The following is a 20,125-nucleotide window of genomic DNA, read 5'->3' as shown; positions in this document are numbered from 1 at the left end:
CCCGGCGCCCCGAGCGCGGCCGTTCGGCGTGCGAGGTCCGGGTGCTGGTGCCAGCGTGGGCGCATGAGCACCGACGACACCACGCAGAACGGCTACGACCCCGCCGAGGACCCGGACTCCGACCCCGAGATGCTCAACCCGCGCACCGGGACGCAGGCCACGGGCGGCGACGAGGGCGACGTCGACACCGACGCCGAGCCCGACAACCTGAACCCCCGCGCGGACGGGGCGGACGGCGGCGGCGCCGCCACCCCGTGAGGCGGCTCGACCGCACGCTGCTCGACTCCTATCTCGGCGACCACCTCGCCGGGGCGGAGGGCGGCAGCGCGCGCTTCGGCCGGATGGCCGAGGCCTACGCCGACTCGCCCCTCGGCCCGGCGCTCGCCCGGATCGCGCAGGAGGTCACGGACGAGCGCGACTGGCTGCACGACACCGCCCACCGGCTCGGCGTCCGTCCGTCGGTGGTGAAGCGGGTCGGTCTCGCGGCCGTCGAGCGGGTCGGGCGGCTCAAGCCGAACGGCCGGCTGACCGACCCGTCGCCCCTGACCGCCGTGCTGGAGATCGACCTCATGCGCGGCGCCGTCATCGCCAAGCGCGGGCTCTGGGAGACGCTGCACATCTGGGCGGACGACCTCGGCCTGGACCCGGCGCAGCTGCAGCGGCTGCTGGACCAGGCGGACGAGCAGATCGCCACGCTGACCCGGCTCGGCCAGGTCGCCCGCGAGCAGGCGTTCGCCGAGGACGGAGAGCCGGGCCGGCCGGCGGAGGAGGCGCGGTGAGGGTCGTCGTCGTCGGGGGCAGCGGCAACGTCGGCACCGCGGTGCTGCGCCGGCTGCGGGACGACCCCACGGTCACCTCGCTGGGCGGCGTCGCCCGCCGCACACCGCGCCGGACGCCGCCGCCGCCGTACGACACCGCGGACTGGCACGCGGTCGACATCGGCGAGCGCGGTCCCGACGGGCCGGTCGTCGAGCGGCTGCGCCGCGTGTTCGCCGGCGCCGACGCGGTGGTCAACCTCGCCTGGCTGATCCAGCCGAGCCACGACCGCGACCAGCTCCGCCGCGTCAACGTCGACGGGATGCGCCGCGTGCTCGGCGCGGTGGTCGAGGCGAACGTGCCGCACCTGGTGGTCGCGTCCTCGATCGGTGCGTACAGCCCGTCGTACTCGGACGAGCCGCGCGACGAGGAGTGGGACACCGGCGGTGTCCGGTCCTCGGACTACAGCGTCGACAAGGTGGCCGTCGAGCGGCTGCTGGACGAGGCCGAGCTGCGCTACCCGACGCTCGCGATCGCGCGGCTGCGGCCGGCGCTGGTGTTCCAGCACGCCGCCGGCCACGAGATCAAGCGGTACTTCCTGGGGCCGTTCGTGCCGGCCGGGGTGCTCGACGGCCGGCTGCCGGTGCTGCCGTGGCCCGCGGGGTTCCGGCTCCAGGCCGTGCACGCGGACGACCTCGCCGACGCGTTCCGGGAGGCGGTGGTCCGGCAGGCCCGCGGGCCGTTCAACCTGGCCGGACCGGGCGTCATCCGCGCCGCGGACGTCGCGGACGTGGTGTCGCGCGGCCGGTGGCGGGAGGTGCCGCACGCGCCCGTGCGGACGGCGCTGACGCTGGCCTGGCACGCGCGGCTGGCGCCGGTCGGCCCCGGGTGGTTCGACATGGGTGCCTCGGCGCCGGTCCTCGACACGGGCCGCGCGGAGCGGCAGCTCGGCTTCCACCCGCGGTACACCGGGGTGCAGGCCATGCGGCAGGTGGTCGCCGGCATCGCGCGCGGGGCCGGGACGGCCAGCCCGCCGATGCGGCCGCGCTGACAGGTCGCGCCCGGGCGGCTCGGGGCGGGTCGCGGGCGGCGGGGCCCGCGCACGGCATGCTGGTGCCATGCCCGACGCCCAGGCCCCCCGGCTCGTCCTCGGCGACCCCGCCGCGCCCGTCACCCTCACCGAGTACGGCGACCTCGAGTGCCCGTACTGCCGGTCCGCCGAGCCCGTGCTCCGGCGCCTGGTCGAGGAGTCGGACGGCGGCGTCCGGCTCGTGTGGCGGCACTTCCCGCTGTTCCAGGTGCACCCGCACGCGCTGATCGCCGCCCTCGCGGCCGAGGCCGCCGCGGAGCAGGGGCTGTTCTGGGAGATGCAGCGGCTGCTGTTCGCGCAGCAGGACCGGCTGACCGAAGCGGGGCTGCGGGCGGCGGGCGAGCGCCTCGGCCTGGACCCGGCCGTGGTCGCCGGCGAGGGCGCGCAGCGGTTCGCGGACCTCGTCGAGGCGGACTACGTCACCGGGCTGGGGCTCGGGGTGCGGGGCACGCCGACGCTGCTGGTCCAGGGCGAGCGGTACGCCGGCCCGGTCGAGCTGCCGGCGCTGCGCGCGGCGGTCGCGGCGGCGACCCCGGCGCGCTGACGCCCCGACGCCCCGACGCCCCGACGCCCCGCATCGCCACCTGATCGTCGCGCCGCCACCCGGACGATCCGGTGGCGCCGCGACGATCGGGAGGGGATCAGGACCCGGCGACCCAGGGGCGCGGCGGCAGGCCCGTCGGCAGCTCCTCGTCCGGGGAGCACAGCGGCAGCCGGTCGCCGAGGATCCGCAGCAGCACCGTGCCCAGCACCGCCGCGATCAGCGACCCCGCGAGGATGCCGATCTTGGCCTGCTCGACGAGCTCGCCCTCGAACGCCAGCTCCGCGATGAACAGCGAGATCGTGAACCCGATCCCGGCGAGCACCGCGCCGCCCACCAGGTGGCCCCAGCGGACCCGCCCCGGCAGCCGGCCCAGGCCGGTGCGGATCGCGAGCGTCGCGGCGCCGGTGATGCCGATGGTGTTGCCGGCGACCAGGGCGACGGCCACGCCGATCGTCACCGTCGAGGTCGCGGCCGCCCGCAGCGCCTCGGCGTCGAGCCGCACGCCCGCGTTGGCCAGCCCGAACACGGGGACGACGACGTACGCCGACCACGGGTGCAGCAGACGCTGCAGCCGCTCGCCGGCGGGGACCGTGGCGCGCGCCGCGAGCTCGGCCAGGTGCTCGGTGTCCGCGGTCGGCTCGGCGACCAGGCCCTGCGTCCAGCGCGGGACCTGCTCGACGTGGTCCCGCGCCATCGGCCGCGACGGCAGCAGCAGCCCGACGAGCACGCCCGCGAGCGTCGCGTGCACGCCGGAGGCGTTCACCGCGAACCACAGCGCGATCCCGACCAGCGCGTACGGCGTGAGCCGCCAGACGCCGAGCCACCGCAGCACCAGGAGCGCCAGCACGAGCGCCCCGGCGACGCCGAGCGCGAGGGCGTCCACGCCGTCGTTGTAGAACACCGCCATCACGGTGATGGCCCCGATGTCGTCGACGATCGCGAGCGTGAGCAGGAACAGCCGCAGCCGGTCCGGGCACGCGGGCCCGAACAGCGCCAGGATGCCGACCAGGAACGCCGTGTCCGTCGACATCACGACGCCCCAGCCGTGCGCCGCCTCCGTGCCCGCGTTGAACAGCAGGTAGATGACGGCGGGGACCGCGAGGCCGCCCAGCGCGCCGAGCGCCGGCACCGCGACCGTCCGCCGGTCCCGCAGCTCGCCGCTGGTCACCTCCCGGTTGATCTCGAGGCCGACGACGCAGAAGAACACCGCCATCGCGGCGTCGTTCACCCAGTGGTGCAGGTCGAGGTCGAGCCCGAACGGGCCGAGGTGGAACCCGGCCGTCGTCGACCACAGCGCGTCGTACGCGCCGGACAGCGGGGAGTTCGCCCAGACCAGCGCGAGCACGGTCGCGCCGAGCAGGAACACCGCGCTGCCGGCCTCGGTCGCCAGGAAGTCCCGCACCGACGGGGTGACGGACGGCAGGCGGACCCGCAGGGGCGGGCCGGGGACGGCACGGGTGGGATCGGCGGCGTCGGTGGCCACGGGCGGCTCCCTCGCGGTCGGTGACGGGCGGCTGACACGGGGACCGGCGAGGGCCCCGACGTGGGACAACGCGGCGGGCAGCGCCAGTATGCCGACCCGGGTCGCCGGGCGGCGGCCACGCGGCCCGCCACCCGCGGTCGGCGGGCCGGATGCGCGACCATGGGGGCATGACGACCTCCGACGCCACCGGCACCCCGCCCGCCACGCCCGCCGCCCCGCGGACCGCCCTGGTCACCGGGGCCGGGCGGGGGATCGGCCGCGGCCTCGCGCTCGGGCTGGTCCGGGCCGGCTGGGACGTCGCGCTGGTCGGCCGCACCCGCGCGCACCTCGACGCCGTCGCCGAGGAGGCCCGGGCGACCCGCCCGGGCGCCCGGGTGCTGGTCGAGCCGGTCGACGTGGTGGACCGCGAGGCCGTCGCCGCGGCGGTCGCCCGGGTCGAGGAGGCGTTCGCGGACCTCGGCGGGCTGGGGATGCTGGTGAACAACGCCGGGGTCATCGAGCGGGCCGAGGTCGACCTGGTCGCCGACGACGTCGAGGACGTGTGGCGGGTGATCGAGACGAACGTGCGCGGCCCGCTGCTGCTCGCGCACGCGGTGCTGCCGGCGATGCTGGAGCGGGGCTCCGGCCACGTGGTGAACATCAACTCCGGCTCCGGCCACCGGCCGTCGCCCGTCTACACGGGCTACGGGATCAGCAAGGGCGCGCTCGCCCGGCTCACCACGATGCTCGACGCGCAGTACGCCGGCCGCGGGGTCACGGCGCTCGACGTCGCGCCCGGCGTGGTGGTCACCGACATGACCCAGGCGATGCCGCTGCACGACGACCGCACCGAGTGGACCCCGGTGGAGGCCACCGTGGAGCTGGTGGACGCGTTCGGCTCGGGGCGGCTGGACGCGCTGCACGGGCGGTTCGTCCGCGCGGGCACGGACACCCCGGAGTCCCTGGCGGCGCTGGCGGACCGGGTCGTGGCGGCGGACGCCCGCACGCTGCGCCTGGCCGCGTACGGGGAGGACGACCCGGTCGCCTGACGCCCGGCGGCCCCGCGACCCCGCCCGCGGGCGCCCGGGTCAGAGCGCCGGGGAGTCCAGCCGCGCCGGGACGTGGGCGCCCTCGCCCGCGGCGCGCAGGGCGTCGCGGAGGCGCTCGGCCGCGGCGTCGAGCTGCTCGGCCGGGACGTCGTGCCGGGCGTTCGCGAAGCTGAGCTCGGCCTCGCCCCACGCCGGCACCACGTGCAGGTGCAGGTGCGGCACCTCGAACCCGGCGACGAGCAGCGCGGCGCGCGGGGCGTCCCACGCGGCCTGCTGCGCCCGGCCGACGCGCTTCGCGACGACGGCGAGGTGGGCCAGCAGGTCGTCGTCGGCCTCGGTGAACGACGCCACCTCCGCGCGCGGCACGACCAGCACGTGGCCGTCCGCGAGCGGGGCGATGGTGCCGAACGCCACCGCGCGGTCGTCCGCCCAGACGAACCGGCCGGGGATCTCGCCGTCGATGATGCGCGTGAACAGGGTCGTCATGCGCCCCACGGTAACGAGGCGGCCGGGGCTCAGCCCGCCAGCTTCTCCTGGAGCGCGAGCACGGTCCGCCAGTTGCGCGCCGTGCCGGTCCGCCCGGCCAACCGGTCGAGCACCCCGGCGGTGACCTTCGACCGGCCGATGCCGTCGGGGTAGTGCACGTACCCCTCGCTGCCGCGCCAGGTGCCGCGCTCGCGGCCGTACCCGGACAGGTCCATCCGCCCGTCGGCCCGCGCCGGGCCGTCGAGGAACACGACCACGAGGTGCGCCGGGTCGTTCGCGGCCGGGCCGGGGTAGGGGTTGGCGGCCACCAGGTCGTCGACCTGGGCGCGGGTGCGGACGGTGAGCGCCAGCGGGCGCCCGACCCGCTCGGTCAGCCCGGTCGTCAGGGCGTCGGCCAGGTCGCCGAGCGTCCCGGGGGAGCCGGGCCCGGGCGCGAGCAGCAGGTTGCCGGTGGTCAGGTGCGTGGCGACGTCGGCGTGCCCGAGGTCCGCCGCGGCGGCGCGCAGGTCGGCCATCGGCAGGGCCGACCGCCCGCCGACGTTCACGGCGCGCAGCAGGACCAGCACCCGCTCGCCGGGCGGCACGGGGTCGGGGTCGGCGGACGTCATGCGCCCACTCTGCCCGCCTCCCGGCGTCAGAGGTAGCGCAGCGGGTCGAACTCGTCGAGCGGGATGATCCGCAGCCGCGGCAGCGTGACGTTGAAGGCCTTGACGTCGGTCTCCAGGTCGAACGCCTGCAGGCCGCGGTCGGCCAGGTGGCTGAGCGCGGTGCTGGTGAACTCGCGGAACGCCAGCAGCCCGACCCGGCGGTCGCCGCCCAGCAGCGCCTCGATCTCGGGGGCGAAGTCGCCGTCGTGCGAGGCGAGCAGCACGTCGCCCGGCCGGTCGGCCAGCGCCTCGAGCGTGCGCTTGATGCCGATGTCGACGACCTTGCCCTCGCCGGCGAGCGGGATCGGCTGGTACCCGATCGCCAGCAGCGCCTGTACGAACGACATCGGCAGCGTCCCGCTGGTGGCGTTGAGGAAGAACAGCCCCTTCGGCTGCTGGCCCCAGGTGCGGTGCGCGAACTCCAGCACGCGCTCCCAGCGGGGGCGCTGCTCGGGGGTCGGGCGCCCGTTGAAGATCGAGGAGCCGAGGGTCGCGTCGATGTTCTCGCCGTCGACCAGCACGTACGTCGAGCGGACGCCGTCGTTCTGCATCGGGCCAGCGTAGCGGCGCGCCCGGGAGCCGCGTGCGCACGGCGCGGACGGCCGGGGTGCGGAACAGCGGGGCGGCCGCGACGGTTGGGTGGGTGGATGCGAACGCATGGACCGGCGGACGGAGCGGCGATGACGGTGCGGGACGGGGCGGCAGGCGCGACGGGGACGGCGCCCGGCGCGGCGCCGGTGGTGGACGTGCGCGCCGCCGCGGTCGCCTGGGAGCAGCTGTTCCGCGCCCAGGTCGCGATCATGCGCCGGCTGCAGCGCGACCCGATCTGGGACCGCGTCTCCCTGCGCGAGTACGACGTCCTGTTCACCCTCTCCCGCGCCCCGGAGGGCCTGCGGCTGCGCGACCTCGGGGAGTCGAGCCTGCTCAGCCAGCCGAGCCTGAGCCGGATGGTCGAGCGCCTGGAGGAGGCCGGCTGGGTGCGGCGCGCGCCGGCCGCGGGCGACGGGCGCGGCGTCGTGGTCGGGCTCACGGCCGAGGGCGCGGCCCTGCAGCGGGAGGTCGGCCGACGGCACGTCCAGGCGATCGCCCACTACGTCGGCGGCGCCCTGGACGCCGGGCAGCTCGCGGCGCTCACCGACGTGGCGGGGGCGCTCCGTGCCGCGCAGCCGGGGATCGCCGACCTCGACCGGACGGACGACGCCGCAGGTCACGGCACGGGTACCCGCTGAGCCCGGAGCGTGCCGGGCGGGGCCCCCGCGACGGCACCGGGGGACCTCCGGCCCACGACCCGGGCCCGTCGGCGACGGACCATGGATGTCGGCGGTCCCGGGCCGGGAGGGGGCCGGAGACGACCGCCACGACACAGCCGCTGGAGGGCAGAGCGATGAACGTCCTGGTGACGGTGGCCTCGCGCCACGGTGCCACCGCGGAGATCGGCTCGGCCGTCGCGGACGTGCTGCGGGCCCGCGGGCACGTGGTCCACGAGGCCGCGCCCGAGGACGTCACCGACCTCGACGGGTACGACGCGGTCGTCCTCGGGTCGGCGGTGTACACGGCGCACTGGATGCCGGCCGCGCGCGACTTCGCGGCCCGCCTCGCGGGGGACCTGCGCCGGCGGCACGTCTGGGTGTTCTCCTCGGGGCTCGCGACGCAGCCCGCGGCGCGCGCGAACAGCCCGCACGAGCTGCTCGCGCTCATGCAGGACGTCGGGGCGCTCGGCCACCGGGCGTTCGCCGGGCGGCTGCTGCGCAGCGAGCTCGCGTTCGCCGAGCGGGCGATCATCGCCGGCGCGCGCGCCAAGGAGGGCGACCACCGCGACTTCGACGCCGTGCGGGGCTGGGCGCAGGACATCGCGGAGCACCTGCACGCGGTCGCGCCCCGGGCGGCCGCCACCGCCTGACCCCGGCACCGCGCGCCCTGCAAGTCGCTTGCGCGATCCGGTCGTAGACTTGCGCGCATGGCTGGACGGCTGGCGGAGGTCGCGCAGAAGGTCGGGGTGTCCGAGGCGACGGTGAGCCGCGTGCTCAACGGCCGCAGCGGGGTCTCCGAGCAGACGCGCCAGGCGGTGCTGACCGCGCTCGACGTGCTCGGCTACGAGCGGCCCACCAAGCTGCGCGGGGAGCGGGCCCGGCTGGTCGGCCTGGTGCTGCCCGAGCTGCAGAACCCGATCTTCCCGGCGTTCGCCGAGGTCGTGGGCGGCGCGCTCGCCCAGCAGGGCTACACGCCGGTGCTGTGCACGCAGACGGCCGGCGGGGTGTCCGAGGCCGACTACGTCGACCTGCTCCTCACGCAGCAGGTGTCCGGCATCGTGTTCGCCGGCGGCAACTTCGCGCAGCGCGGCGCCGACCACGAGCACTACGCGCTGCTCGCCGACCGCGGCCTGCCGGTGGTGCTGATCAACGCCTCGATCGAGGAGCTGCCGTTCCCCCGGGTCTCCTGCGACGACGAGGTGGCGGTCGAGCAGGCCGTCGGCCACCTGGCCTCGCTCGGGCACACCCGCATCGGGCTGGTGCTCGGCCCGGTCGACCACGTGCCGTCCGAGCGCAAGCTGCACGCCGCGCGCGCCGCCGCCGCCCGGCTCGGCGTCGAGCTCGCCGACGACGCCGTCGCCCGCAGCGCGTACTCCCTCGAGAGCGGGCAGGCCGCCGCGACCCGGCTGCTCCGCCAGGGGCTGACCGGGCTGGTCTGCGCCAGCGACCCGCTGGCGCTCGGAGCGATCCGCGCCGCGCGCCGGGCGGGGCTGCGGGTGCCCGAGGACGTGTCCGTCGTGGGCTACGACGACTCGCTGTTCATGAACTGCACCGAGCCGCCGCTGACCACCGTGCGGCAGCCGATCGAGCCGATGGGGCGGGCGGCGATCGACCTGCTCGTCGGGCTGATCGGGGGGCACCCGGTGTCGACGGACGAGCTCCTGTTCGAGCCCGAGCTCGTCGTGCGCGGCAGCACGGCGCCGGCCCCCGGGGCCTGACCCCGCCCGCCCGCACCCCCCGGGGCTCCCGCGCGCCCCGGGCTCCGCGCCGCCCCGGGCGCTGCGCTCGCCCGGCGTGCCGTCCCCGCGCGGCGCGCCGGCGTACCCACGCCGGGCGTCGGTCGGGTTTCGGTAACGACGCTGTCGAGTTCTTGCGCGCAAGCCGTCGCCGGATTTAGTGTTCCTGCTACCCGGTCACCGACGACCGCGGATCAGCCGAGAGCAGAGGCACGCCGTGGTGCATCCCCCGAGCGACGACCCCACCTGGTGGCGGGACGCCGTGATCTACGAGGTCTACGTCCGCTCGTTCGCCGACGGCGACGGCGACGGCACCGGCGACCTGGCGGGCGTCCGCAGCCGGCTGCCCTACCTGCGGGACCTCGGGGTCGACGCGCTGTGGTTCACGCCCTGGTACGCCTCGCCGATGGCCGACGGCGGCTACGACGTGGCGGACTACCGCGCGATCGACCCGGCGTTCGGCGCGCTCGCCGAGGCGGAGGCGCTGATCGCGGAGGCCCTGGACCTCGGCATCCGCACGATCGTCGACGTGGTCCCCAACCACGTCTCGGACCAGCACCCGTGGTTCCGGGCCGCCCTCGCCGCCGGCCCGGGCTCCCCGGAGCGCGAGCGGTTCTGGTTCCACCCGGGCACCGGCCCGGACGGCGCCGGCATCCCGACGCACTGGGAGTCGAGCTTCGGCGGCGAGACCTGGACCCGGACGACGAACCCGGACGGGACGCCGGGGGAGTGGTACCTGCACCTGTTCACCGCCCAGCAGCCGGACCTCAACTGGACCCACCCGGACGTCTGGGCCGAGCACGAGGACGTCCTGCGGTTCTGGTTCGACCGCGGCGTGGCCGGCATCCGGATCGACTCGGCGGCGCTGCTGGTGAAGGACCCCGCGCTGCCGGAGCTCCCGGCCGTCCGCGAGGCGGTCCCGCCCGGCGGGCACCCGCACCTCGACCGCGACGAGCTGCACGACGTCTACCGCGCGTGGCGCAAGGTCGCCGACTCCTACGCGGGGACCCGGGTCCTGGTCGGGGAGGTGTGGCTGGACGACGCCGAGCGGTTCGCGGCCTACCTGCGCCCGGACGAGATGCACACCGCGTTCAACTTCGACGTGATGGCGCAGCCCTGGGACGCGGCGGCGCTGCGGGCGTCGGTCGACCGCACCCTGGCCGCGCACCGCGGCGTCGGCGCCCCGGCCACCTGGGTGCTGTCGAACCACGACGTCACCCGCCCCGTCACGCGGTACGGCCGGGCGGACTCGTCGTTCGCGTTCGCCACCAAGCGCGCGGGCACGCCGACGGACCTCGCGCTCGGCACCCGTCGCGCCCGGGCCGCCGCGCTGCTCACGGCGGCGCTGCCGGGCTCGCTCTACCTGTACCAGGGCGACGAGCTGGGCCTGCCCGAGGTGGAGGACCTGCCGCCCGAGGCGGTGCAGGACCCGATGCACGAGCGGTCCGGCGGCGTCGACCCCGGGCGGGACGGCTGCCGGGTGCCGCTGCCGTGGTCGGGGGACCGGCCGCCGTACGGCTTCTCGGCCGACCCGGCCGGCGGCCGGCCGGCCGAGCCGTGGCTGCCGCAGCCCGCCGACTGGGCCGCCCGGACGGTCGCGGCCCAGGAGGCCGACCCCGGCTCGATGCTCCGGCTGTACCGCGACGCGCTGGCGCTGCGCCGCTCGGAAGCGGACCTCGGCGACGGCGACCTGCGCTGGCTGGACGCCGGCCCGGGCGTGCTCGCCTTCGCCCGCGGCGACGTGCTGTGCGTCGTCAACCTGTCCGGCGGCCCCGTCCCGCTGCCCCGGCACGCGGGGGTGCTGCTCGCCAGCGGCCCCACCGACGGCGCCGCGCTGGCCCCCGACACGGCCGCCTGGCTCCGCGCCGCCGGCTGACCCGACCCACCCGACCCACCCCACCCACCGCACCACCCGACCCGAGGAGTGACGATGAGGTCCTCACGCACGACGGCGCTCGCCCTGACCGGCGCGCTGTCCTTCACCCTGCTCGCCGCGTGCAGCAGCGGATCCGACGACGCCGGCGAGGGCGACGGCAGCGCGGGCGGGAAGACCGTCCTGCGGGTCGTCTCCCTGCTGCCCGGATCGGAGCAGGAGGCGTTCGACGCCTTCGACGAGCAGGTCGCCCAGTTCGAGGAGGCGAACCCGGACATCGACGTGCAGCCGGAGGAGTACGAGTGGAAGGCGACGACGTTCGCCGCCCAGCTCGCCGGCGGCACCCTGCCCGACGTGTTCGAGATCCCGTTCACCGACGGCAAGACGCTGATCGAGAACGGCCAGCTCGCCGACATCGACGCGCAGGTGCAGGCGCTGCCCTACGCGGACGACTTCAACCCGAACGTCCTCGAGGCCGGCACGGGCGCCGACGGCAAGGTCTACGCGATCCCGGCCAAGTCGGTCTACGGCATCGGGCTGCACTACAACCGGACGCTGTTCGCGCAGGCGGGCCTCGACCCCGACGACCCGCCCACGACCTGGGACGAGGTGCGCGCGGACGCCAAGGCGATCGCCGACGCCACCGGCCAGGCCGGCTACGCCACGATGACGCAGAACAACACGGGCGGCTGGCAGCTCACCGTCGCCACCTACGCCCGCGGCGGCCGCGTCCAGGAGACGAACGACGACGGCACCTACACCGCCACCCTCGACAACGACGGCACCAAGGAGGCGCTGGAGTACCTGCACGACCTGCGCTGGGAGGACAGCTCCATGGGCGCGAACTTCCTGCTCGACTGGTCCTCGATCAACCAGGCGTTCGCGGCGGGCCAGGTCGGCATGTTCACCTCGGGCTCGGACGTCTACACCTCGCTGGTGCAGACCAACGCGATCAACCCCGACGACTACGGCCTGACCGCCGTGCCGCTCGAGGGCGACGACGCGGGCGTGCTCGGCGGCGGGACGCTCGCCGCGGTCAGCACCTCGGCCTCCGAGGCGCAGAAGGAGGCCGCCGTGAAGTGGATCGACTTCTACTACCTGCGCAAGCTCACCGATAAGGACGCGGCGGTGAAGGACGCCGAGACGCTCGTCGCCTCGGACCAGCCGGTCGGCACCCCCGTGCTGCCGATCTTCAGCCAGGAGCAGTACGACCAGTCGCAGGAGTGGATCGCCGACCTGGTCAACGTGCCGCTCGACCAGATGACCGGGTTCACCGACGTCATCTTCGACCAGCCGCTGATCCCGGAGCCGGCCGGCTCGACGCAGGAGCTGTACGGCGCGCTGGACACGGTCGTCCAGGCGGTGCTGACCGACGAGGACGCCGACATCGACGCGCTGCTGGAGCAGGCGGACGCGGACGTGCAGGCGATCCTCGACAAGAACGCGGGCTGACGTGGCCCTGACCCACGACGCTCGTGACGCCCGGCCGCGGCGGACCTCCTGGGTCCGCCGCGGCGGGTTGAGCACGCTGGTCTTCGCGCTGCCCCTGCTGGTGGTGTTCGGGCTGTTCTCCTGGCTGCCGATCGGCAGGGCCGTCGTGATGAGCCTGCAGGAGACCAACCTCGTCACCACCGCCTGGGTGGGCCTGGACAACTTCCGGACGGTGCTGGCCGACCCGCTGCTGGCGACGGCCGTGGGCAACACGCTCTGGTTCGCGGCGCTCGCCCTGCTCTTCGGCTACCCGGTGCCGCTGCTGGCCGCGGTGCTCATGAGCGAGGTCCGCCGCGCGAAGGGTCTGTACAGCGCCCTGGCGTACCTGCCGGTCGTGGTCCCGCCGGTCGTCGCCGTGCTGCTGTGGAAGTTCTTCTTCGACGCGCGGCCCGAGGGCGTGTTCAACACGATGCTCGGCTGGGTCGGGGTCGGCCCCGTGCCGTGGCTGCAGGACGCCGGCTGGGCCATGCCGTCGCTGGTGCTGGAGGCGACCTGGGCCGCGGCCGGCGGGACGATCATCGTCTACCTGGCCGCGCTGACCTCGGTCCCGGGCGAGCTGTACGACGCCGCCGAGGTCGACGGGGCGTCGGTGTGGCGCAAGGTCTGGCACGTGACGATGCCGCAGCTGCGCGCCGTCCTGCTCATCACGTTCATCCTGCAGATCATCGGGACCGCGCAGGTCTTCCTGGAGCCGTACCTGTTCACCGACGGCGGCCCGGCCAACGCGACGATCACGGTGCTCCTGCTCGTCTACCGGTACGCGTTCGGGCAGAGCCTCGGCGGCGACTACGGGGCGGCGACCGCGCTGAGCCTCATGCTCGCCGTCGTCCTGGCGGTGCTGTCGGTCGTGTACTTCCGCCTCACCCGGTCCTGGAGCCAGACATGACGACCTCGACGACGCCGGCCGGGCCGGCGCACGCCACGCCGGCGACCGCCGCCCTCCCCGGCCCCGGCGGCGCCGGGGGCGCGGGGGACGGGGACCCGGGGGCGCGCCGCCGGGGCGGGGTGGCGCTCCGCCGCGCCGGTTCCCGCCCCGACGAGTCCGACCGGGGCGCCCTGTCGCCCGCCGACTGGCGCCGCCCGCTGGTCCGCCGGTCCCTGCGCCTGTCGCACGGCGTGCTGCTCGCCCTGCTGGTGCTGTGCGGGCTGGGGCCGCTGGTGCTGCTCGCCAAGTTCGCGATCACGCCGACCCAGGACATCCTGCGCACGCCGCTGGCGGTGTTCCCGCACGGCGTCGCCTGGGAGAACCTGTCGGCGGCCTGGAACGACGTCCAGGTCAGCCGGTACTTCCTCAACACGGTCGTGCTGGCCGCCGGGTCGTGGGCCAGCCAGATCCTGGTCGCCACGACGGGCGGCTACCTGCTGTCGGTGCTCCGGCCGCGGTACGCGAAGGTGGTGCAGGCCGCGGTGCTCGCGACGCTGTTCGTGCCCGCCGTCGTGCTGCTGGTGCCGCTCTACCTGGTGATCCTCGACCCGCCGGTGCTCGGCCGGTCGCTGATGAACTCGTACTGGGCGGTGTGGCTGCCCGCCGGCGCCAGCGCGTTCAACGTGCTGCTGATGCAGCGGTTCTTCGACGGCCTGCCGCGGGAGGTGTTCGAGGCCGCGCGGGTCGACGGGGCCGGGCCGTTCCGGCTGTTCTGGTCGATCGTGCTGCCGATGAGCCGCCCGATCCTCGGCGTCGTGTCGGTGTTCGCGATCATCGCCTCGTGGAAGGACTTCCTGTGGCCGCTGCTGGTGCTGCGCGACCCGGACATCCAGCCGCTGTCCGTGCGGCTGCCGTCGCTGCAGGCCACGACCGACCTCGGGGTGCTGATGGCGGCGCTGGCGATCTCGACGCTGATCCCGGTGCTGCTGTTCCTGGTGTTCCAGCGGCTGTTCCTGCGGGGTGCGGGGCTGGGCGGGGCCGTGAAGGGGTGACGGGGCCGGGCCGGCGGCCCGCCCGCGCCCCGGCCCGGATCTGACGACCCGTCGTATCAACGTCACGTCCGGGTGGCCCGGCGCCCGGCGGGCGTGCGGGGGACCCGATGGGATGATGAGGCGGTGTCTTCCTCCACCCTGACGGCGTCGTCGCTCGCACCGTACGACGCCCTCCTCCTGCTCTCGTTCGGCGGCCCGGAGAAGCCCGAGGACGTCCTGCCGTTCATGCGGAACGTGACCCGCGGCAAGGGCATCCCCGAGGAGCGCCTGGTCGAGGTCAGCCAGCACTACGCGCTGTTCGGCGGCCGGAGCCCGATCAACGACCAGAACCGGGAGCTGCTCGCCGCGCTGCGCGCCGAGCTCGACGCCCGCGGGATCGACACGCCCCTGGCGTGGGGCAACCGGAACTGGGAGCCCTACACCGACGGCGCCCTGGCGGACCTGCGCGAGCGCGGCGCGTCCCGCGTGCTCGCGATCGTGACCAGCGCCTACGGCTCGTACTCGGGCTGCCGGCAGTACCGCGAGCACGTCGCCGCGGCGCTCGCGGGCGTCGCGGGGGAGCCGGACGGCTGCGCCGACGCCGAGGCCGCCGCGGGCGTCCAGGTCGACAAGCTGCGGCACTACTTCAACCACCCGGGCTTCGTGCGGGCCAACGCGGACGCGGTCGTCGAGGCGTTCACCGAGCTCGCCGACCGGCTCGGCCGGCCGGTCGCGGACGTCGCCGCCGCGGCCCCGCTGCTGTTCGTGACCCACTCGATCCCGCTCGCGATGGAGGCCGGCTCGGCCGCCGCGCGCCCCGGCTACCTCGCGCAGCACCAGGACGCGTGCCGCGAGGTCGCGCAGCTCGTCGCGGCGGACCTCGGCGTCTCGCCCGACTGGAGCCTGGCGTTCTGCTCGCGGTCCGGCCCGCCGTCGCAGCCGTGGCTCGAGCCCGACATCAACGACGTGCTCGCCGAGCGGGCCGGGGCGGGCACGACCGCCGTCGTGATGTCGCCCATCGGCTTCGTCTCCGACCACATGGAGGTCGCCTACGACCTCGACACCGAGGCGATGGCCACGGCGCGGGACCTGGGTGTCACGGCGGTGCGCGCCGGCTCGGCGTCCACCCGGGCGCCGTTCGTCGCCGGCCTGGTCGACCTCGCCCTCGAGCGCGCCGCCGCCGAGCGCGGCGAGGACCCCGACCGCGTGACGGTCGGCGTGCTCGGCGCCTGGCCCGACCGGTGCGCCGTCGGCTGCTGCTTCCAGCGCGCCGGCGTCGACACGGGCCTGCCCACGATCAACCAGCAGCGAGCGGACGACACCACCGAGGGAGCAGCAGCACGATGAGCACCACGACGCCGCCGGAGGGCGGCCACGGCACCGAGGTCGCCGACGAGATCAACGCCTCGATCCGGTACGCGATGTACGCGGTGTTCGAGACCACCGAGCCGCTGCCGGCCGACGCCGCCGAGCGCCGCCGGGCCGTCGACGAGGCGCTCGCCGCGCTGACCGGCCCGGACGCCCCCGAGGGCCTGGTCGTGCGCGGCTGGTACGACGTCGCCGGCCTGCGCGCCGACGCGGACCTCATGGTGTGGTGGTGGGCCCCGACGATCGAGGCCGTGCAGGAGGCGTTCCACCGGCTGCGCGCCAGCGAGCTCGGCGCGCACCTGCTGCCCGTGTGGTCCGTCGCGGCGATGCACCGCCCGGCCGAGTTCAACCGCGGCCACGTCCCGGCGTTCCTGGCCGGCGAGGCGCCGCGGGACTACCTGTGCGTGTACCCGTTCGTGCGGTCCTACGAGTGGTACCTGCTGAGCGACGAGGAGCGCCGCGAGCTGCTGCGCGAGCACGGGCACGCGGCGCGCGACTACGCCGACGTCCGCGCCAACACGCTGTCGTCGTTCGCGCTCGGCGACTACGAGTGGATCCTCGGCTTCGAGGCCGACGAGCTGCACCGCATCGTCGACCTCATGCGCGACCTGCGCGCCACCGGCGCCCGCCGGCACGTCCGCGAGGAGGTGCCGTTCTACACCGGCCCGCGCGTCGAGCTCGCGGACTGGGCGGAGCGGCAGCCCCGCGCCTGAGCGCGGCTAGACGGACTCCTCGGCGGGGGCGGGCAGCAGGCGGCTGACCCGCCCCTCGTCGTCGGTGAGCACGAGCGCGCCGTCGACGACCGCGGCGCGCACCGGGTGGGCGAGCAGGTCGAGCACGGCGCGCTCGCGTGCCATGTGCTCCGGGGTGCCCGCCATCAGCGTGGTGACCACCGGGCCGAACGCGAGGGTCCCGGCGTCGGGGTCGGAGGACCAGGTCCCGCGCAGCCGGTTGACCCCGCCCGTGCCGTAGACCTGGCCGTCGCCGGAGAACGTCAGCGCCGGGTGCGCCCGCTCCGGCCCGTCGTCGAGCGGCACGCCCGCGACCTCGGTGAACCGCCACGTCCCCACGACGACCTCGTCCATGGCGCCGATCCTGCCACCGCGCGGCGCGCGCCGCCCCGGATCCCCACCCGATCGTCCCGCCGCACCCCGATCGATCAGGGGGCAGCGCGACGATCCGGTGGGGATCTCGCCTACGCGTTCAGGCCCCGCGCGGTCACCAGGCGGCGGCCAGGGCCTCCAGGGTCGCGATCCGGTCCTCGACCGCGTGGGTCGTGGCCGTCACGATGAGCTCGTCCGCGCCGGTGCGCGCGACCAGCTCGCGCAGGGCCGCCGCCGCGGGCTCCGCCGTCGTGGCGACCTGGGTGCCGGCGACCTTCGCGAAGAACTCCGCCGCCTGCACCGGGTCGAGGTCCGCCAGCAGCTTCTCGGCGTCCTCCGGGGTCTCGATCGGCGCCAGCGCGCCCCGGCTGCGCAGCCGCAGCGCCATCACCTTCGAGGGCCCGGCCAGCCACTCCGCCCGCTCCTGCGACTCCGCCACGATCACCGACGCCGACACCATCAGGTGCGGGGCGTCCAGCACCGCCGAGGGACGGAACGCCGACCGGTAGACCTCGGCGGCGGTCGTCGTGATGCCGGTGCCGAAGTGGTGCGCGTAGGAGAACGGCAGGCCGAGCTCGCCGGCCAGCTGCGCGCTGAACGTCGACGAGCCCAGCAGCCAGACCTCCGGCGTCCCGGCGGGCACCGGGGTGGCGCGCAGCCGCTGCGCGACCGCCGACGCCGCCCGGCCCGCGGGCAGCTGCCCCAGCAGGTGCAGCACGTCCAGCAGCTCGGCGGGGAAGTCCTCGGCGCCCAGGCCCTCGACGGTGCGGCGCAGGGCGGCGGCGGTCATCGGGTCGGCACCGGGTGCGCGGCCGATGCCGAGGTCGACCCGGCCCGGGTGCAGCGCCTCGAGCATGGCGAACTGCTCGGCGATCACCAGCGGCGGGTGGTTCGGCAGCATCACGCCGCCGGAGCCGACCCGGATGCGGTCGGTCGACGCGGCGAGGTGCGCGAGCAGCACGCCGGGCGAGGTCGAGGCGACCGCGGGCATGCTGTGGTGCTCGGCGACCCAGAACCGGCGGTAGCCCAGCGCGTCGGCGCGGCGGGCCAGCGCGGTGGAGTCGGCCAGGGCGTCGGCGCTGGTCGCCCCGGTCCCGACGGGGGACAGGTCCAGCACGGACAGCGGGACCTGGGGGCGGACGACGGGCTGGTGCGCGCGGGCGGCGTCGGGTGTGCTCACGTCAGGGGCAACGCGGCCGGCCCGCGGGTCCTTCCCGGGCCGGCCGCGTCCCGCGTCACAGCCGCGGCGCGCGTCCGCGTCTCGCGCCGATCAGGGGTACAGGCCGCGCAGCTGGTGCGCCTCGGCCACCCGCCGCACCCCGATCACCAGCGCCGCGTCCCGCAGCGTGATGCGGTCGGCCCGCGCCCGCTGCGCGACCGCCGCGTACGCGGACCGCATCCGCTGCTCCAGGCGGTCCTCGATCTCGCGCTCGGTCCACCAGTACGCCTGCTGGGCCTGCACCCACTCGAAGTACGAGACCACCACGCCGCCGGCGTTCGCCAGGATGTCCGGGACGACGGTGATCCCGCGGTCCGCGAGCACCCGGTCGCCCGCGCTGGTCGTCGGGCCGTTCGCGCCCTCGACCACCCAGCGCGCCTTGACCGCGGCGGCGGTCTCCTCGTCCAGCACGTCCTCGGTGGCGGCGGGCACCAGCACGTCGACGTCGAGGGCCAGCAGCTCGGCGTTCGTCAGCGGGTCGGCGCCGGGGAAGCCGACCACGGACCCGGTCTCCGCCACGTGGGTGTGCAGCGCGGCGACGTCCAGGCCGCCCGGGTGGTGCACGCCGCCGTACTGGTCGCTGACGGCGACGACCCGCGCGCCGCCCTCCGCGAGGAACCGCGCCGCGTGCGAGCCGACCTTGCCGAAGCCCTGCACCGCCGCCGTCACCTCGGACAGCTCGGTCCCGGCGTCGGCCAGCGCGGCGGCGGTCGCGTGCACGACGCCGCGCGAGGTGGCGGTCGCCCGGCCGAGCGACCCGCCGACCGCCAGCGGCTTGCCGGTGACGACGGCCGGGATCGTGTACCCGGAGTTCACCGAGTACGTGTCCATCACCCAGCTCATCGTCTGCTCGGTGGTGCCGACGTCCGGCGCCATGATGTCCCGCTCCGGGCCGATGATCGGCATCACCTCGGAGGTGTACCGCCGGGTGACGCGCTCGAGCTCGGCGGGGGAGTAGCCGCGCGGGTCGATGGCCACGCCGCCCTTGGCACCGCCGTAGGGCAGCTCGACGACCGCGCACTTCCAGGTCATCCACATCGCCAGCGCCCGCACCTCGTCGATGTCGACCCCCGGGGCGTACCGCAGGCCGCCCTTGCCGGGGCCGCGGGAGATGTTGTGCTGCACCCGGTAGCCGGACAGCAGCTCGATCCGGCCGTCGTCCCGGCGCAGCGGCACGGCGACGTGCAGCTCGCGGCGCGGGGTGGCGAGCATCTGGTGCAGGCCGTCGTCGTAGCCGAGCAGCTCGACGGCCGACGACAGCTGCGCGAGCGCCGTCGTCAGGGGGGAGGTGCGCGGTGCGCGCGTCGCGGGGGTGGGCGACGCGGGCGCCGGCGTGGGCGCTGTGGCGGTCATGCAGAGGCCTCCTGGGCATGGCGTCCGGCAGCCCGGGCGCGGCCTCGTCGCCGCCCCCGCCGGCGGCCGCCGGGGGTACTGCGTCACTGTGCCACACCGCGTCGGACGCCGACTGTCCAGAATCGCGGGGACGAACCGGGTCGAACCCGTCGGGTTCCTGGACACTCGGCGCGGCGGCCGGGCCGCGCGGGCCGCGCGGGTCAGGAGGTGCGGCCCGGTCCGTACTCGAAGTGCCAGTACTCGGCGTACGGCTGGCCCTGGCGGACCCGGGCCGGCGCGTACCAGCCGTAGGCCGGGCCGTTCGCGACCAGCCAGTCGTACCGCGCCGTGCCGAAGCCGTAGGTGCCGGGCCACTCCTGCACGTCCAGCGCGGTGCCGAGGCCGTGCGACGACGTGCCCGGCGCCGCGGCGAGGCCGCCGAACGCCGCTTTCATCGCCACCTGGTCCTCGTACGACCGGTAGGTGAGGTCCAGGTCGAGGGACGCGCCGAACTGCGCGCGGAACGCCTCGTTCAGGGCCGTCAGGGCGTCGCCGGCGTCGCAGCGCAGGTACTGGGCGAACCCGAGCTGGTCGGTGCCCCACGGCACCTGGCACATGGCCGAGGCGGGCATGTGGCCGTTCGACCCGTCGCCGTCGGCGGTCGGCACCGAGGTGACCCACAGGACGTTCCCCTGCGCGTCGACCGGGCGGCCGTCGACCCACCCGGCGATGCCCGGGCTGCTCGGCGCGCCGGCGGGGGCGCCGGACCGCGTGCCCGCGGACGGGCGCGCGGCCGCGGCGTCGGCGTCGGCCTGCTCCTGCG

22 protein-coding genes are annotated in these 20,125 nt (G+C 75.9%); 14 read left to right on the top strand and 8 right to left on the bottom strand.

Annotation, left to right across the window (positions count from 1 at the left end):
* Nucleotides 1–63 precede the first annotated feature (63 nt).
* The 4 genes from FA014_RS03295 to FA014_RS03280 all read left to right on the top strand — a co-directional run bounded on the left by FA014_RS03295 (nt 64) and on the right by FA014_RS03280 (nt 2,390).
* Nucleotides 64–258, top strand: a complete 195-nt coding sequence (locus FA014_RS03295) for a hypothetical protein (RefSeq protein ID WP_154728281.1) — start codon at nt 64–66, stop codon at nt 256–258.
* On the top strand, nt 255–779 hold the full coding sequence (locus tag FA014_RS03290; RefSeq protein ID WP_154728280.1) for a hypothetical protein: 525 nt from the start codon (nt 255–257) through the stop codon (nt 777–779). The genes FA014_RS03295 and FA014_RS03290 overlap by 4 nt, the downstream gene beginning before the upstream one ends.
* A complete protein-coding gene (locus FA014_RS03285) occupies nt 776–1,807 on the top strand; it encodes an NAD-dependent epimerase/dehydratase family protein (RefSeq protein ID WP_154728279.1) in 1,032 nt (343 codons plus the stop codon). Before FA014_RS03290 ends, FA014_RS03285 begins: the two co-directional genes overlap by 4 nt.
* 67 nt (nt 1,808–1,874) lie before the next feature.
* Nucleotides 1,875–2,390, top strand: coding sequence for a DsbA family protein (locus tag FA014_RS03280; protein ID WP_154728278.1), 516 nt, complete (start codon nt 1,875–1,877; stop codon nt 2,388–2,390).
* A 97-nt stretch (nt 2,391–2,487) separates the two neighbouring features.
* On the opposite strand, the gene nhaA is transcribed toward FA014_RS03280, so the two are convergent.
* Entirely contained in the window at nt 2,488–3,873 is a 1,386-nt protein-coding gene (gene nhaA, locus FA014_RS03275; protein ID WP_154728277.1) for a Na+/H+ antiporter NhaA, read from the bottom strand.
* Between the two features lie 167 nt (nt 3,874–4,040).
* Here nhaA and FA014_RS03270 point away from each other — a divergent pair, with 167 nt between their 5' ends.
* Nucleotides 4,041–4,901 carry an SDR family NAD(P)-dependent oxidoreductase gene (locus FA014_RS03270; RefSeq protein ID WP_154728276.1) on the top strand — a complete coding sequence of 287 codons (861 nt, stop codon included), beginning with the start codon at nt 4,041–4,043 and terminating at the stop codon, nt 4,899–4,901.
* Between the two features lie 39 nt (nt 4,902–4,940).
* Here the strand turns inward: FA014_RS03270 and FA014_RS03265 are convergent, their stop codons facing one another.
* Genes FA014_RS03265 through FA014_RS03255 form a run of 3 tightly spaced genes read right to left on the bottom strand, consistent with a single transcriptional unit; the run spans nt 4,941 to nt 6,585 of the window.
* Nucleotides 4,941–5,387: an HIT family protein gene (locus FA014_RS03265; RefSeq protein WP_154728275.1), complete on the bottom strand. Its 447-nt coding sequence runs from the start codon at nt 5,385–5,387 to the stop codon at nt 4,941–4,943.
* Between the two features lie 29 nt (nt 5,388–5,416).
* Nucleotides 5,417–5,995, bottom strand: a complete 579-nt coding sequence (locus tag FA014_RS03260; protein WP_154728274.1) for a DUF1697 domain-containing protein — start codon at nt 5,993–5,995, stop codon at nt 5,417–5,419.
* Nucleotides 5,996–6,021: 26 nt separating this feature from the next.
* Nucleotides 6,022–6,585, bottom strand: coding sequence for an NYN domain-containing protein (locus FA014_RS03255; protein ID WP_154728273.1), 564 nt, complete (start codon nt 6,583–6,585; stop codon nt 6,022–6,024).
* A gap of 129 nt (nt 6,586–6,714) precedes the next feature.
* On the opposite strand from FA014_RS03255, the gene FA014_RS03250 reads away from it, so the two are divergent.
* The 9 genes from FA014_RS03250 to hemQ all read left to right on the top strand — a co-directional run bounded on the left by FA014_RS03250 (nt 6,715) and on the right by hemQ (nt 16,361).
* Entirely contained in the window at nt 6,715–7,263 is a 549-nt protein-coding gene (locus FA014_RS03250; protein WP_154728272.1) for a MarR family winged helix-turn-helix transcriptional regulator, read from the top strand.
* 155 nt (nt 7,264–7,418) lie between these two features.
* On the top strand, nt 7,419–7,934 hold the full coding sequence (locus FA014_RS03245; protein ID WP_154728271.1) for a flavodoxin domain-containing protein: 516 nt from the start codon (nt 7,419–7,421) through the stop codon (nt 7,932–7,934).
* A gap of 57 nt (nt 7,935–7,991) precedes the next feature.
* A complete protein-coding gene (locus tag FA014_RS03240) occupies nt 7,992–9,002 on the top strand; it encodes a LacI family DNA-binding transcriptional regulator (RefSeq protein WP_154728270.1) in 1,011 nt (336 codons plus the stop codon).
* 235 nt (nt 9,003–9,237) lie between these two features.
* Nucleotides 9,238–10,896, top strand: a complete 1,659-nt coding sequence (locus FA014_RS03235) for a glycoside hydrolase family 13 protein (RefSeq protein ID WP_195969142.1) — start codon at nt 9,238–9,240, stop codon at nt 10,894–10,896.
* A 54-nt stretch (nt 10,897–10,950) separates the two neighbouring features.
* Nucleotides 10,951–12,345: an ABC transporter substrate-binding protein gene (locus tag FA014_RS03230; protein ID WP_154728268.1), complete on the top strand. Its 1,395-nt coding sequence runs from the start codon at nt 10,951–10,953 to the stop codon at nt 12,343–12,345.
* A 1-nt stretch (nt 12,346) separates the two neighbouring features.
* Nucleotides 12,347–13,270, top strand: coding sequence for a carbohydrate ABC transporter permease (locus tag FA014_RS03225; RefSeq protein ID WP_230322828.1), 924 nt, complete (start codon nt 12,347–12,349; stop codon nt 13,268–13,270).
* On the top strand, nt 13,267–14,301 hold the full coding sequence (locus tag FA014_RS03220; RefSeq protein WP_154728267.1) for a carbohydrate ABC transporter permease: 1,035 nt from the start codon (nt 13,267–13,269) through the stop codon (nt 14,299–14,301). Before FA014_RS03225 ends, FA014_RS03220 begins: the two co-directional genes overlap by 4 nt.
* Nucleotides 14,302–14,424: 123 nt before the next feature.
* Nucleotides 14,425–15,627: a ferrochelatase gene (locus FA014_RS03215; protein ID WP_154728266.1), complete on the top strand. Its 1,203-nt coding sequence runs from the start codon at nt 14,425–14,427 to the stop codon at nt 15,625–15,627.
* Entirely contained in the window at nt 15,624–16,361 is a 738-nt protein-coding gene (gene hemQ / locus FA014_RS03210; protein ID WP_154728265.1) for a hydrogen peroxide-dependent heme synthase, read from the top strand. Before FA014_RS03215 ends, hemQ begins: the two co-directional genes overlap by 4 nt.
* A 6-nt stretch (nt 16,362–16,367) precedes the next feature.
* Here the strand turns inward: hemQ and FA014_RS03205 are convergent, their stop codons facing one another.
* The 4 genes from FA014_RS03205 to FA014_RS03190 all read right to left on the bottom strand — a co-directional run.
* Nucleotides 16,368–16,733, bottom strand: a complete 366-nt coding sequence (locus FA014_RS03205; RefSeq protein WP_154728264.1) for an META domain-containing protein — start codon at nt 16,731–16,733, stop codon at nt 16,368–16,370.
* 133 nt (nt 16,734–16,866) lie between these two features.
* Complete coding sequence (locus tag FA014_RS03200; RefSeq protein ID WP_230322827.1) at nt 16,867–17,931, bottom strand: LLM class flavin-dependent oxidoreductase; 1,065 nt, start codon at nt 17,929–17,931, stop codon at nt 16,867–16,869.
* A 90-nt stretch (nt 17,932–18,021) separates the two neighbouring features.
* Nucleotides 18,022–19,323, bottom strand: a complete 1,302-nt coding sequence (locus FA014_RS03195; protein ID WP_154728263.1) for a Glu/Leu/Phe/Val family dehydrogenase — start codon at nt 19,321–19,323, stop codon at nt 18,022–18,024.
* A 200-nt stretch (nt 19,324–19,523) separates the two neighbouring features.
* A partial coding sequence (locus tag FA014_RS03190; RefSeq protein ID WP_195969141.1) for a M15 family metallopeptidase occupies nt 19,524–20,125 on the bottom strand: 602 nt, incomplete at its 5' end.

Origin of the sequence: Cellulomonas hominis (genome assembly GCF_005239125.1) — a bacterium.
GTDB lineage: Bacteria > Actinomycetota > Actinomycetes > Actinomycetales > Cellulomonadaceae > Cellulomonas > Cellulomonas hominis_A.
This window is presented reverse-complemented; position numbering and strand designations above follow the sequence as displayed.